Source organism: Lentzea sp. NPDC051213 (assembly GCF_044455585.1).
In the GTDB taxonomy this organism is placed as follows: Bacteria; Actinomycetota; Actinomycetes; order Mycobacteriales; family Pseudonocardiaceae; genus Lentzea.
This window is the reverse complement of the sequence record NZ_JBITEX010000001.1, coordinates 1,165,416-1,179,379: the sequence shown is the minus strand read 5'-3', so window position 1 is coordinate 1,179,379 and position 13,964 is coordinate 1,165,416. Positions and strand designations below refer to the sequence as shown.

General features: G+C 69.0%; 12 protein-coding genes. 7 read left to right on the top strand and 5 right to left on the bottom strand.

Translation table 11 applies throughout. The features are described from left to right. Positions 1-232 precede the first annotated feature (232 nt). The gene (locus ACIA8G_RS05040) at positions 233-1,378 is read left to right on the top strand and encodes a trypsin-like peptidase domain-containing protein (RefSeq protein ID WP_396416949.1); all 1,146 of its coding nucleotides are present in this window, start codon (positions 233-235) and stop codon (positions 1,376-1,378) included. Positions 1,379-1,685: 307 nt separating this feature from the next. Further along, positions 1,686-2,780, top strand: a complete 1,095-nt coding sequence (locus tag ACIA8G_RS05035) for a hypothetical protein (RefSeq protein ID WP_396416948.1) — start codon at positions 1,686-1,688, stop codon at positions 2,778-2,780. Here the strand turns inward: ACIA8G_RS05035 and ACIA8G_RS05030 are convergent. Beyond that, positions 2,777-3,352, bottom strand: coding sequence for a QsdR family transcriptional regulator (locus ACIA8G_RS05030; RefSeq protein ID WP_396416947.1), 576 nt, complete (start codon positions 3,350-3,352; stop codon positions 2,777-2,779). The two genes, ACIA8G_RS05035 and ACIA8G_RS05030, sit on opposite strands and share 4 nt — an antisense overlap. A gap of 61 nt (positions 3,353-3,413) precedes the next feature. On the opposite strand from ACIA8G_RS05030, the gene ACIA8G_RS05025 reads away from it, so the two are divergent. Continuing rightward, a complete protein-coding gene (locus tag ACIA8G_RS05025) occupies positions 3,414-4,349 on the top strand; it encodes a DUF1295 domain-containing protein (RefSeq protein WP_396416946.1) in 936 nt (311 codons plus the stop codon). Between the two features lie 73 nt (positions 4,350-4,422). Continuing rightward, complete coding sequence (locus ACIA8G_RS05020) at positions 4,423-5,322, top strand: glycine betaine ABC transporter substrate-binding protein (protein WP_396416945.1); 900 nt, start codon at positions 4,423-4,425, stop codon at positions 5,320-5,322. Between the two features lie 20 nt (positions 5,323-5,342). On the opposite strand, the gene ACIA8G_RS05015 is transcribed toward ACIA8G_RS05020, so the two are convergent. Continuing rightward, positions 5,343-6,281, bottom strand: coding sequence for a GlxA family transcriptional regulator (locus ACIA8G_RS05015; protein WP_396416944.1), 939 nt, complete (start codon positions 6,279-6,281; stop codon positions 5,343-5,345). A gap of 70 nt (positions 6,282-6,351) precedes the next feature. Here ACIA8G_RS05015 and ACIA8G_RS05010 point away from each other — a divergent pair, with 70 nt between their 5' ends. Next, the gene (locus ACIA8G_RS05010) at positions 6,352-6,939 is read left to right on the top strand and encodes an HD domain-containing protein (protein WP_396416943.1); all 588 of its coding nucleotides are present in this window, start codon (positions 6,352-6,354) and stop codon (positions 6,937-6,939) included. Here the strand turns inward: ACIA8G_RS05010 and ACIA8G_RS05005 are convergent. From ACIA8G_RS05005 to ACIA8G_RS04995, 3 genes are all read right to left on the bottom strand, one after another. Further along, positions 6,936-8,051, bottom strand: coding sequence for an MFS transporter (locus tag ACIA8G_RS05005; RefSeq protein ID WP_396416942.1), 1,116 nt, complete (start codon positions 8,049-8,051; stop codon positions 6,936-6,938). The two genes, ACIA8G_RS05010 and ACIA8G_RS05005, sit on opposite strands and share 4 nt — an antisense overlap. Positions 8,052-8,354: 303 nt before the next feature. Beyond that, entirely contained in the window at positions 8,355-8,891 is a 537-nt protein-coding gene (locus ACIA8G_RS05000) for a hypothetical protein (protein ID WP_396416941.1), read from the bottom strand. Positions 8,892-9,082: 191 nt separating this feature from the next. Continuing rightward, positions 9,083-10,243 (bottom strand): hypothetical protein, encoded by a 1,161-nt coding sequence (locus ACIA8G_RS04995; protein WP_396416940.1) that lies wholly within the window; start codon positions 10,241-10,243, stop codon positions 9,083-9,085. A 243-nt stretch (positions 10,244-10,486) separates the two neighbouring features. On the opposite strand from ACIA8G_RS04995, the gene ACIA8G_RS04990 reads away from it, so the two are divergent. Next, positions 10,487-13,078 (top strand): LuxR C-terminal-related transcriptional regulator, encoded by a 2,592-nt coding sequence (locus tag ACIA8G_RS04990; protein ID WP_396416939.1) that lies wholly within the window; start codon positions 10,487-10,489, stop codon positions 13,076-13,078. Between the two features lie 432 nt (positions 13,079-13,510). Continuing rightward, a complete protein-coding gene (locus tag ACIA8G_RS04985; RefSeq protein ID WP_396416938.1) occupies positions 13,511-13,954 on the top strand; it encodes a hypothetical protein in 444 nt (147 codons plus the stop codon). Positions 13,955-13,964 lie beyond the last annotated feature (10 nt).

The window sequence follows — 13,964 nt, the reverse complement described above, 5'->3', positions numbered from 1 at the left end:
GAGTGACGAGAAGACACAAAACGCCTAGACAGGACGATGCCATTGAGCACAACGTAATTCTCGAAGTGTCAGGAGGCGCGCCGTGTGGACCCATACGGACTATGGTCGCCGGAACGATCTCCCAGGCGCGAAAGCGGCGCGTAACAAGATCCTGACCGGTGTGGTCGTCGCAAGCCTCAGCCTCCTGCCCACGGCAGCGACAGCATCAGCTCAGCCAATCAACAACGGTGCCGTGAACGGCGACGTCACCGCGCTCGTCGAAGCCGCCATGGTGCGCCTCTACGTGGAGACGACGGCCAAGGTCGAGTACTACAACGGCACCGCAATGGTGAACTCCACCAAGGCTTTCACGGTCGCCTCGGCGTGCAGCGGTTTCTTCATCAGCGAGTCGGGCCACATCGCGTCGGCCGGCCACTGCGTCGAGCCCGCCCTGGTCCGCAACGACATCATCGCGGCCTTCCTGGCCGAGAACGTCAAGGACAACATGATCACCGAGGCGACCGCCAAGGAGATCATGGCCAGCGACCTGAGCGCCTGGAAGATCCACGGCAACATCGAGAGCGATCCTCCGAGTCAGAAAGTCTCTGCGTACCAACCGAAAGGAATCAAAGGGGCGGTCATCACGGACGGTCCCATCGTTGTTCCAATCTTGGGGTTCAGGACGCACGCGAACGGCGACACAGTTCTCCTCAAGGCCGAGGTGTCCAACGCGACCGCGCTCGCATTCGCCACTGAGACACCGAAGAAGCAGACCGAAGTGCTCGCGGTCGGCTGGCCGAGTTCAGTCGACCGGGTTTCGGATCCCGTCCACCAGCACGCCAGCTTCGAGAGCGGTGACGTCAGCAACGACTCGGGTCGCAGCCAGGCCGGCGTACCGCAGATCCAGATCAGCGCCCCGGTCAGCAAGGGAATGTCCGGCGGGCCGACCGTGGAGCGGGCGACGGGCAACGTGATCGGCGTGAATTCCTTCTTCCCGGTGGGCGAGAACCAACCGTTCAACTTCGTCACGGGCACGGACTTCACCCGGCAGTGGTTCCAGTCCCTGGGCGTACCGCTGGTGGCCGCCAGGGTGGCCCCCGCACCTGACGTTCCCCAAGACACCCAGAAAACCGGGAGTGTGCCGGTGTGGCTGTGGGCGCTGATCATCGCGGTGGCCGCGATGGTCGTTGCGGCCGGCGTCGGACTGGTCGTGCTGCGAACCCGGAGAGCGCGTGCGCTCGTACCGGTGGGGCAGCATGCGGGATCCTTCACCGAACCCGCGGCCGGCATGCCGGGCACCGTGCACGGCCTCATGTGCGGAGCCTGCGGAGCGGGCAACCAGACGGGCCGTTTCTGCAACAACTGCGGCGCGGGAATGACCCAGCCGACTCCGAACTAGCGCTGGCGCCACACTCGCGCCGCCGGCATCACCCGAGGCCCCGCGAAACGTGAGACAGTTGACGTATACGCGCGCCTCGGAGGCGCGCCTTCATCCCGGCGCGGACGCCGCCTCTTCCAGGCGCGTTTCACCGCTCCCGGACTTTCCCACCGTTCCACGCCCAGGACCGGGCCCACGAACAACCCCACAAGGGAGCTCTCCCATCACCGTTTCCGCGCTCACGTCGACCCTGGCCGCCCCCCGCTCCCTCACCGACATCTACGGCCCCGACATCGCCGTCTGCGCACGCCCTGCCCAGGAACCGGCGGTGCCGTCGAGCAGGCATCGGAACACCCGCGACGTCCTCTCCGCCCGCCCCCTCGCCGTCGCCGCCGACACCCCCGTCATCAGCAGCGCGGGCGGCACCGAACCCAACCTGATCGCCGCCATGCGCGACGGCGGCCTGCCCGTCGGCACCGACCCGCGCGAGTTCCGCACCGAAGCCGAGTTCGCCCTCCGCGTCACCGAAGCCCTCAGCGACGGACTGCGCCTGTCCATGGAATACCCGCAGCCCACCAGCCTGCACGTCGACGAACGCTCCGTGAAAAGCGCCGAACTGGTGGGCTACCTCAACAACAAGGCGAGCATCAGCACGTTCGTCGCTCCCCGCTTCCAAGCCCTTCGCCAGATCGTCACCATGGACGAACTGGCCGAAGCCACCCCCGCAGAGAAGTCCTGGGTTCTGAAGGCCGCCACCAACGCCGCTCACGGCGCGAGCCTCGACGTCTACCTGCACCGAGCCGGCGACCTGGTGACCCTGCCCGCGTTCACCGACATCCTCGACGAGGTGGTCGTCGAGGAATACCTGAGCATCCACCGCAACTGGGGCGTCCAGCTCTACGTCGCCGCCGACGGCGAGGCCCGCCTGCTCGCCGTGACCGACCAGCGCATCGACGCCGACGGCATCTACACCGGCGGCCGCTTCGGGCTCGTCGTCCCGCTCCCCGCCGACCTGCTCACCGAATGCCTGGCGATCGCCCAGCGCGCCGCCGACGTCGGCTACCGCGGCATGTGCAGCCTCGACTGCGCCCAGACCCACGACGGCAGACTCGTCATGCTCGACCTCAACTTCCGCATCACCAGCGGGTCCATCCCGCTGCTGGCGCTGCACACCATCCGCCCCGACGCCCTCGACCGCCCGTCGGAGTCCACGAAACTGACCACCACCGCCCCCATCGCCGCATTGCTCGCCGCCCTGCGGCCTGCGCTGCTGCGCGGCGGGCTCCTCGTCACCGGCGGGCACGACACCCGCCGCACCGACAACCCGGTCAAGCAGACCACGGTGCACCTGCTCGTCTTCGGCGACGATTCTGACGACGTCACCACCCGCCGCGCCGCGCTGGAAACGATGTACAACCACTAGGCCAGGAGTTTCCGAATGACCTCGGTGGCGGTGTCGATGTCCGGTGGGACGCCCGTGATCACGTCGGAGTAGCAGAAGGACTCGGCGAGCCGGACCACGGCGTAGGCCAGCTTGGTCAGCGGGATTTCTGACGTGTCGTCGCCGCGTTCGGCGCGGATGAGGTCGGCGAGTCCGGTCACGAGGCGGTGTTGCACCACCCCCTGCTGGGAGGTCAGCACCCGCAGCGCGGTTTCGGGGTCGCGTTCGAGCAGGGCACGCAGAGCCGGCGAGGCGACGGTGTCGCGCATCGCCTGGTCCAGTACCGCGATCACCCTCGCCATGCCGCGCTGCGGGCTGGCCTGCCACAGCCGTGCCCACGCCCGTTGCGTGACGGCCCACAGCACCTCGCCCAGGACGCGGTCGCGATCGCCGTAGCGGCGGTAGAGGGTGGCTCGGCCGATGCCGGCCTCGGTGGCGAGGTCGCCCATGTCGATGCGGCTCTCGCGAAGGAACTGCCGGAGCGCATGGGCGATGACCGGATCCACCTCGGGCTCGGTGGTCAGGTTCACGTTGGCCGCGGCGTGAGACAGCATGTATAAAGTGTCTCACTGAGACATTCAGACGGAATGTCTCACGCTGCGCGAGGAGGACGGCATGCAACGGGTCTGGGGAGTGCTGCCGTTCGCCCTGGTAGGCGTGGCGTTGCTGCTGGCCCCGGCCACCGCGGGGCCTGCCTGGTGGAACCTCGTGGTGCAGGTCGCGCTGTTCACCGTGGCGGCGGCCATCCCGGGGTACCTCACCCGGCACGTGTCGTACGTCGACGTGGCCTGGCCGTGGGGCCTGGTGGGCATCGGCCTGGTCACCTTGTTCACGGCCGACGAGCTCAGCGCGGTGACGGTCGCGATCGCGGTCGCCTATCTCGCCATGGGAGCGCGGATGGGACTGTGGAGCCTGGTGCTGACCGTGAAGCACGGCTGGTGGACTCCCGGCTCCCCCAAGGTCGAACTGCCCCGGTACCTGTATCAGCGGCGACGCTGGGAGCGGCAGGGGTTCCGCAGCGAGACGTGGTCCGTCCAGTACGAGATCTGGTTGCAGGGGTTCGCGAACGCGTCGGTGCTGGCCGTCCCCGCGTTCGTCGTCGCCGCCGATCAACAGCGGCCGCTGTCGGTCTGGTCCATCGCCGCCCTGGTTTTGTGGGCCGCGTCCTACGTGCTCGAGTCGGTGGCCGATCGCCAGAAGCAGCGGTTCGCCGCCCGCGGCGAGCGGGGTACCTGTGATCGAGGGTTGTGGCGCTACAGCAGGCACCCGAACTACTTCTTCCAATGGATGCAGTGGAACGCCCTGGTTCTGCTCGCGGTGCCGTCCCTGCTCGCCCGGTTCCAGGACACCAACCTGCTGGTGTGGGTGCTGCTGACCCTGGGCCTGTTCCTTGCATCCTGGACGCTGTACGTGACGCTGACCAAGCACACCGGTGCCCGCCCGGCCGAGTACTACAGCCTGCGCAAACGCCCCGACTACGCGCTGTACCAGGCCACCACCAACATGTTCTTCCCCGGCCCCGTCAAAACGCCGCAGCAGAACGCGGAGTAGCGAACTTCGGGTCACCTCCAGGTGACCTTGCGGCCTTGCACGTAACCACCACCTCCGCTCTACGTTGCGACGCATGTTCATGAACACGCACGCACCGTTGAGTCGCCGTCACATCCTCGGCGTCAGCGCCGCAGCTGCCGCGACCGCGGTTTTCGGCGCCGCACCAGCGAACGCGACAGGTGTGGCACGGACAGTCCGGCTCGGCACGATCGGCCTTTCCTTCCACCGGGCGAGCGCCGCGGTGGTCCGGTTGTTGCTCAAGCGCGCCGGGTACCGGGTTCAGGACACCGAGGCACCGCACGAGGAACTGTTCGCCGCGTTCGGTCGCCACGACATCGACCTGGCCGTGTCGGCGTGGCTGCCCGGCAGTCACGGCCGGTACGTCGAGCCCATCCGGGAGCACGTCCGTGAAATGGGCAAGCTCTACGAACCGTATGCGTTGTGGGGTGTTCCGGACTACGTCCCGGCCGACCAGGTCAGCTCGGTCGCGGACCTCACCACCCCTGAGGTCGCGGCGCGCATGACCAAGGTCGTGCAGGGCATCGGGCCCGGCGCGGGCATCAGCCGGTTCTCGCGGGAGATCTTCGCCGCCTACAACCTGGAAGCGCTCGGCTACGAGTTCCGCAACGGCACTCAGCAGGAGTGCGAACAGGCCTTCGAGACCGCCGTCGCCGAACGCCGCTGGGTCGTCGTTCCGCTCTGGCAACCCCAGCACCTGCACCAGATCCATCGCATCCGCGAACTCGCCGAACCTCAGGGCCTGTTGCGCGGCAAGGACACCGCCACCCTGCTGGCACGACGAGAGCTGCGGCTGGATCCGTTGACCACCCGTGCCCTCACGCGGATGCACCTGGGGAACGCGGCGGTGACGGAGATGGACTACGCGATCAACCGCCAGGGCCGCACGCCGGATCTTGCCGCGTCGGAGTGGGTCAGCCGCAACAGGAGGACCGTGTTGTCCTGGTATCGCTGAGCTTCGTGAAGACCGCACCGTCAGCCATGCCGGAAGAGCGCCCGGTACTCCTGCGGCGCGGTGCCGATGTGCCGGTGGAACGCCGCCCGCACGGAGGAAGGTGCGCCCAGCCCGGTGAGGCGGCCGATCCGTTCCACCGGCATGGCGGTCGTCTCCAGCAGTTCGCGGGCACGGTCGACCCGCGCGTCGGCCAGCCAGGCCATCGGTGACGTGCCGGTCTCGTCGCGGAAGCGGCGGATCAGGGTCCGCCGCGACACGTGCGCACGTTGGGCGAGAACGTCAATGGTGAGATCGTCCGCGAGGTGCTCGAGCATCCAGTTCCGCAGCGGGGTGAGCTGGTCTCCGGTCGCATCAGCGCGGAGCTGTTCGACGAACTGCGCCTGACCGCCGGTGCGCCGCGGCGGGGCGACGAGGGCACGTGCGCGGGTGTTGGCCGCGGCGGGGCCCTGATCGCGGCGGATCAGGTGCAGGCAGAGGTCGAGACCCGCGGTCACGCCGGCGGAGCTGAGGATGTCGCCGTCGTCGACGTACATCTTGTCCGGCACGACGTCGACCCTCGGGTAGCGGCGGCGGAGTTCGTCGGCGAACTGCCAGTGCGTGGTCACGGGCCGTCCGTCGAGCAGGCCGGTGGCGGCGAGGGCGAAGGCTCCAACGCAGATGGAGACCAGGCGGGCGCCCGCGTCATGCGCGGCTCGGAGCGCGTCCAGGACGTTCGACGGCGGCTCGGTGTCGATGTCCTGGTAGCCGGGAACGATGACGGTCCCGGCCTCGGTCAGCGCGCCGAGGCCGGCGGTGGCGGTGACGGTGAAACCGGCGCTGGGCACCGGTCCTGGCCCATCGCCCGCGCAGATCACCACGTCGTAGTGCAGGTCGGCGGTGAAGGTCTGGGTTGCGATCCCGAACTCCAGCGCCGGCACACCGGGCAGGACGAGCACCGCGACACGATGACGGTCGGACATGGCCCGATCATAGCGGTGAGTGGCGCTAGGGCCACTGTTCGGCGCCCCGGCCCGCTCATACGGTTCGAGCATGAACAACGCACTCGCTCTGCCCACCGGGGCCTTGGCCGACGCGAGCCTCGCCCTGGCGCGGCAGTCGGTCAGCGTGCCGCTCGCCGACCACAGCATCCGCAGCTTCCTGTTCGCCCGCATGATCGCCGAGCAGGAAGGTTCCACGCACGACGCGGCCTACGACGAGGACCTGCTGTTCGCCGCCTGCGTGCTGCACGACCTCGCCTTGGGTCCTCTTGGGAGGGGCAAGTCCCGGTTCGAGGTCGAGGGCGCGGACCTGGCCGTGCCAGTGCTGAAGGAGCACGGCGTCTCCTCCGCGGACATCGACCGGGTCTGGGAGGCGATCGCCCTGCACTCGATCATCGGCATCGCCGACCGCCGCGGCCTGCTGACGTACTTGACCCACAAGGGAACCCTCACGGACGCCGGCCGGTTCAAGGACGTCGACGACGGGCGGCAGCGGCAGGTCTACGCCGTGTACCCGCGGCCCGCTGATTCCGCGTTCATCCTGGACGCGATCGTCGAGCACGCTTCCCTGTCCGAGGCGGCGGCGCCACCCCACTCGATCGCCGCCGAACTGTTGCGGCAGCGGCAGATCGCGTCTTAGGGCCTTGCCCGCAAGGCGAGCGGTAGTGCGATCAGCACCACCGCCTGGATCGCGAACAACGCCGCAACGATGCCCCACCGGTCTGCCACCAGACCGGCTCCCAGGGCGACGAGTGCGTAGAGCACGCTGCCGAGCAGCGACGCAAGCGAGCCCATCGTCGCGCGTTCCCGGTCGGTGAACTCGCGCTGCAGCAACGTTTGCTGGGCGACCGTCGACATGCCGTAAGCCGGTGACCCAAGCAGTAAGGGCGAAAACACCGTCGGCTTCACCAGCGCCACCAGGTTGGCCGCGTTGTCGAACAGCTCTCCGAACAGCAGAGTGCGGGCAGCGCCGACCCGGCCGATCACCCAGCCACTGAGGCGGAAACCGACGAACGACACGCAGTGGCCGAAGGTGCGCCAAAGGCCGAGCGCCCAGAGCGGCCACAGCCCTGCCACGAAAACAGGCGACAACTGCGCCGCACTTTCGCCGCTGTGACGAAGTGCCGACACCAGAGTCATCCTGCAGAGCACCGGATTGCGGCGGATGCCGCGCAGAGCCGATCCGAGGTGCGCCAGCACGTTCGACTCCAGCGGACCGCGCACCCGCGGTTCCCGAATCCCCAAGGCGACGAGCAGGCACAACACCTGCGGCAAAACCGACAGCACGACCACCACCCGCAGCGACCACGCGCCGGCGAGCACGCCACCTATGGCTGCCGCCAGTGCAAGCGCGATCTGGAACATCGAGTTCACCCGGCCTGAGTGCCGGGAGAACTCCTCCTCCCGGCCGGCTTCGAGCAACGTTTCGTAGAGCAGAGCCTCGTTGTTGCCGCTCCACAGTGAGGTCGCCAATCCTTCCAGCGCAACAGCTACCAGGAGGAGGCCGTAGCCCGAGGCGCCGGCGTACCCGAGATGGGCGGCCACCATGACGACGGCGCCGGCGATCATCGTGCCGCGCCGGCCGAGGCGGTCGGAGAGCACTCCGGCAGGGACTTCGAGCGCTGCCGAAGACAGCATCTTCACCGTCAGGAGGCTGGCGGCAGCAGTAAACGAGCCAGTGACCTGGGCGAAGTAGATCACCATGATCGGCCCGTACATGCGGAAGTCGCCGCAGAAGTTGAACCAGCTCAACAGGCGGACATTCCGATTGGCAGTCTGACGAGCGGACACAGCAGAACTCCCGGAAAGGCGAACGGAGACGCCAAAAGCGCCAAGGACCGGCGACGCGTGTCGCCTCGCCCCGGCAACCGGGATGTGTGCTGACGTTGCTTCTACCCGCGCGGCGTTACAAGCCTGCGACTGCGGTCACCAAGGGCGAACGGAAGCTCCGGTCATCGTGATGGACATCAGTGCTCCTCAATTGCCCAGACGGATTCCGCAACAACCCTAGCGACCGAATGACCTGCGTGTCCCCACGATTTCGCCCCTGACGCGTCAGCGGGGAAATGGCACGTCAGCGTGCCGAACGGTGAAACCGCCCCGAACCGCCGGGGCGAACGGTGCGGGGGCGAGGCAAGGGCGCAGATCGGTGCCATCGGCCAAGCCCCAGGAGAAGCCCATGCGGTCCTGGTCTCCGTCCAGGACGCTGAAGCCGACCCGCATGCCGTTGGGCAGTTGACCGTGCGAGGTCGACGTGATGAGCGCGGTCAGGGTCGCGGACGGGCCGCCGGTGAGCAGGCAATCGACTGCGGCGTCAGCGAAGTACGTCGTGTCGCCGATCCGGTGGGAGAAGCGAACTGTGCCACGGGCGTCGGTCGGCAGGCCCTTGGGTGCTTCCGGTGTCGGCTTGGTGAACGGGGCTGCGTGGACGTCGAAGTGGAAACGTATGTCGTCGTTCGGCACGTAGTGGAAGCGGATCTGGGCCGAGCCGATGACGCTTGCCTGGGCTGGCGGCTTCGCGACCTCCTCGGGGGCGGCGACACTGCCGGTGAGGAGTGCGCTTGTTGCTGCGAGAGCGATGAGTGGGTTCATGACACTCACCTTCGCGTCGGGCTGCTTAGGGGGCGCTGAGGAACTGAGAGGCTGTTGAGGAGCCGGGCTTCAACTGGAGCCGCCCGACCGGCAATTGCCCTAATTCACTCTTGGCCGCGCACCTGCTCCGGTCGGCGAGGGTGCGGCCGGCCCGCGGTCCTTCAACCGCGGGCCGGCCCGTGAGTGTCGTCTCAGCCGTGCAGCGGCCCGCCGAAGAAGAAGAAACCGCCGTACGCGGCGTTCACCCTGGGCAGGATCCTGCTGGACATCCGGTTTTCCAGGCTGCGCGTGATGAACTGGTCCACCAGCGCCCGCTGCCCTCTGGCTCCGCCGCTCGCCGCGATGTTGCTCGTCGCCTGGCCGCCGAGGTTGATGTAGCCGCCGAAGCTGCCGCCCGGCGGACGCCGGGTGACGAAGATCCGGTTGTTGGTGCCGCGCACGTAGACGTGCAGTCCGTCGTCGGACGGGATCGCGACGCCGGGATCGCCCTGGAAGACACCGCCCATGCTCACCCAGCCGGGATTGTCGAAGTTCCAGGTGAAGAGCGCTCCGCCGGGACCGCGGACGAACACCTCGTTGCCGCGGAAGAACGATGTGAAGCCCTCGTTGGCGAGCACCGGGTTGCCGAAGACGGCGAGGGTGCCGAGCGGTGCCCAGCTGGTGACCGGGCCGGTGGTGTTGTTGAAGATCATCGACCACAGCCGGCCGTCGAAGCTGCGCACCACCAGCCGGATGTCGATGTCGAGCCCGCCGGGCGGGATGACCGCCGCCGTGACCTCGCTGGTGGTGTAGATCCCGAGTGGAACCCAACCCTGCGGAGCGCCCTGGACGAGCAGGTTGGTGTACAGGATGCCGGTCTCGAGGTCACGGGCGAAGATCCGGATCATCGGCGGCCGTGAGCCCCGTGGCGGGATCTTGACCGCGGTCACCTCGCTGGAGATCGCCAGACCCGGGATCTCCTGGAACCCCGTCGGGAACCGGTACGAGACCACGAGGTTGGTGACCGCCGCGTTGGTGAACGCGGAGCGGGCGAAGACCTGCGCTCCCTCCGGCGCGACGACCGCCGTGGGGTCACCGATGATGCTCCCGCCGATGTTGAAGAAGTCGCTGTACCCGTTGGTGGAAGGACTTCCAGAGCTGAACAGGATCGAGCCGTCCAGGCCGCGCGACGTCATGAACAGACCTGACGGGTCGATCACCGGGGTGCTGGCGAAGGTCACGTCCGACGGAAGCGGCGCTGCCGCGGCCGAAGCCGGAGCCGCGGGTAGCGCGATCCCCAGACTCGCGGCCAATGTCACCGCCGCCAGGACGCGTGTCAGCGCCCGGCGGACGGAGTGGTTCCAGCGGTGCATGGTGGGCCTCCCCTGCCGTATGCGTGTGTCGGTCACACGAACCGGCAAAGGCTAGAAATCCGCGGCACGACGGGACATCGGCAGACCTACGGCATCGGCTACGCAACTGCCGCTGAGACGGGAGACGCTCTTGTACGCTGCGACCGGCGACCTCAGCCAGGCGGTCTCCGCCCTCCACATGTCCGCTGTGCAGGCCGATCCGTTCGGGCGGCGGCGCCGAATGCTTCGGGGGGTGAGGTGTCCATGGCGCATGGAGGAATAGTCGGGAGGGCAGGAGAACTCCGCCTGTTCGAGCACGACCTGGAGCTGCTGCGGGCCGGGCGTGGGAGCGCGACCGCGATCGCCGGAGGGCCGGGCATCGGCAAGACGCGGCTGCTCGCGACGCTGGGCGGGGTGGCGCAGGCCTGCGGAGTGGCCACCCACACCGTGCAGGTAACGGTGAACGGCGCGGTGGCCGCCCTCGCTGAGGCGCGCCGGACGACCGGTGTGGCGATGTTCGTCGACGACGTCCACGTGCTCGGCGCGGATTCGGCTCCGCTGCTCGAAGAACTCATCCAACTCGCCGGTGTCCGGCCACTGCTGCTGGTGCTGGCCTACCGCCCGCGACAGGTCGGTCCCGTGGTGGGAACCGTGCTCAGTGCGGCGGAATCGTCGGCGAACCTGCGGCACGTCCGGCTCGGGCCGCTCGACCTCGCCGAGGCCAAGGCGCTGCTGGCGGGCCACGACGACGTCGAACGCGTCCACTCGGAAGGCAGCGGGAACCCGCTGTACATGAAGCTGATCGCCGGCCACGCGGCCGAGCCGGCGGGCGGGCTGCTGGGGGAACTCGCCGGGCTGGGCACGGCCGAATTGCGGGTGGCCTGGGCGGCCTGCGTGCTCGGCGGACCGTTCAACGTGAACCTGCTGGCCGAGGTGTGCGCCCTCGATCCGACGACGACCAGCCGGTCGGTGGAAGCTCTGGTGGCGGCGGACGTGCTTCGGCCGGGCGATCCGGTGTCGCTGCTGGACTTCCGGCATCCCGTAGTCGCCGACGTCGTCTACCGGCACATTCCGATCGGCGAACGCTGGCGGCTGCACAGCAGGGTGGACGAGGTGCTCGCCCGGTTCGACGCGGTCCCTGCCCAGCGGGCACGGCACATCGCGGCGGCCGGGTTGAACGGCCCCGAGCACGTCGACGTGCTCCTGGCCGCCGCGGCGGCGAACCTGGATGCCGACCCGGCACGCGCGCTGCACTGGGCGAATGCCGCGGGCGCCCTGATGCCCCACGGCGACAGCCGATCCTCCGAAGTACAGGCCCTGGTGGCCCGCTCCGGGCTCCTGCTGGGCGACGTCACCAAGACGCGGGACGGGTTGCTGTCGTCCTGCGACCGCACCGCGAACGTGCTCTACGCCGGGCGCGCGCTGGCGTTGCTCGGACAGTGCGACGAGGCCCGCGCGCTGCTGCGGGGCGGTGTGGCCGCCGTCCCCGAGGAACGCTCCCTGGACGCGGCCGCCCTGCTGACGGACCTGGCGATCCTGCACAGCGACAGCGACGACTTCGAGTCGGCGGCCCGGTGCGCGGCGACAGCAGAAGGCATCGCGCGACGCCACGGCGACCGGCTGCACGAGGCGGCCGCGCTGGCCGAACGGGCGTGGGCGCGGGGCTGTGCCGGTGACATCGAGTCCGCGCGGGAGATGATCAGCACCGCGGCAGCCATGGTCGACGCGATGTCCGACGCCGTCCTCATGCGCGACGTGCGCTGCCTGTTCCAGGTCGGGATCGGCGAGAACCTGGTGGAGGACCTCGTCAGCGCGCACCGGCACCTGGCACGCGGGGTAGCGCTGTGCCGTCGCACCGGCCAGCGCCATGTCATGTCGGCCCTGCTGCAGGTCCTCGGAGAGGTGCAGTTGCGCGCCGGGCGGGTGGCCACAGCCGTGGCGACGCTCGACGAGGCGGTCCACCAGGCCAACCGCGACCATCTCGTGCCACAGCAGGCCATTGCCGCCGGAGTGCGCGGGATCGCCCAGTACTGGCTGGGCGGTGACGACGCCGGAGTGCGCGCCGACGCCGAGGCGATCGAGGCGCGCTGCGCGGGTGTGCGCTGGGGATGGGCCGTGTTCGGCCGATGCATGGCCGGGGAGCTGATCGCCCTGACCGGTGATCCGAAACGGGGCAGCCAGCTGCTGCTCACGCTCGGAGGTGGTCCGGAACTCCCCCTGGTGCCGAGCCGGCGGCAGGTGCGCACGTGGGAGTCACTGAGTCTGGCCGCGCTGACACTCGGCGACAGCGCTGCGGCCCGCCGCTACGTCGACCTGGCGGCGTGCCATTCCTCGGTGGAGTGGTCGGCGGCCCGGCGCGGAATCGCACGGCGTGCCCGGCTTCGCCTGCCCGGCGCCGAGCCGGAAGAACTCGCCGCCGTGGCCACAGCCGCGATCGGAGACTTCGCCGGCATCGACCACTGGATGGACCTCGCCATCACCGAGCACCTCGCGGGGCAGGCGTTCCTCGACGCCAGGCGCCCCGACCTCGCCGACGTGCACCTCGACCGGGCCGCCGGGCACGCGGCCGCCTGCGGCTCGGCCCGGCTGGCCGGCCTCGTGGCGGTGGCCCGCGAGCGCCTCGACCGATCACCACGACCGGCCTGGAGCAGCCCGCTCACGACCAGAGAGGCCGAGATCGCCGAACTCGCCGGCACCGGTCTCACCAGCGCCGAGATCGGCCGGCGGCTGTACCTGAGCACCCGCACCGTCGACAGCCATCTCGGCCGGGTCTACCGGAAACTGGGGGTGTCGAACCGGAACGCGCTGGCCCAGCTCGTCGCCACCCAGGGCCGGCAGTCGCGTCATAGCCCGTGAGCGAGCCACTCACGTGAACGACCCGGTGCAAGGGCGTCTCCTGTGGTGAATCACGGCAGCGAACTCACAGTCGACGGCCCTGGAATGCTGCCGCCGTGTCGACGCACGCCCGTCACGGACCGCGTCCACGGCGCGCGCCGTGGTGGTGCGCACCTCGAGGTCCGGCAGCCTCATCAGCTGGCGCGCCCACGCCAGCTGCGTCCACCTCTGAACAATCCGCATCTGCCGATGGCAGGACGGCGCTCGCCGACCACAGGCTTGAGGCGTCGGTTGGCCGGAGTTGCTTGTATCGCGGTTCGCAGCAGGGGAGGCGCGTCGGTGTGCCAGGTGGATCGCGCGGCGACCGCGAAGGCGATCGCGGCTCTGACAGCGGCGTACCCGAAGGTCGAACACGAGGTTCTGCCGCATCACGCCTTGACCGGATGTGACGACGTGGAGTGGTCGGCGATCCCCGGCTGCCCGGAGGGGGTCCCGGCCGTGCTGCGCGGTCTTCTCGACCCTGATGCAGCCGAGGAAGCCGGGCGGGTGCTGGGATGGCTGGTGATGTCGGGGCCCTTGCACATGAGCTCCGTGATGCCGGTGGTTGTGCCGTTCCTGTTGCGCTTGGCGGCCGATCCCTCGGTGCCCCGCCGGGGCGAACTGTTCGATCTGGTGCTGCTGGCCGCCGCGCTGTCCGAACCCAGCGATCCCGACAACGCGGCGGACCTGACGATCAACGGTCGCGAGGAAGACCACCCCGAACGATCCTTGTGCCGGTTGGCGTTCGCCGCCAACGCGAACTGGGTGAACCGGTTGCTGGCTGATCCCAGCCTGCCGGCAGGAACCGAGCTGCGCGACTATGAACGTGCCTATCTGCTCAAAGCCGCCGGCCTGTGACAGGAACACC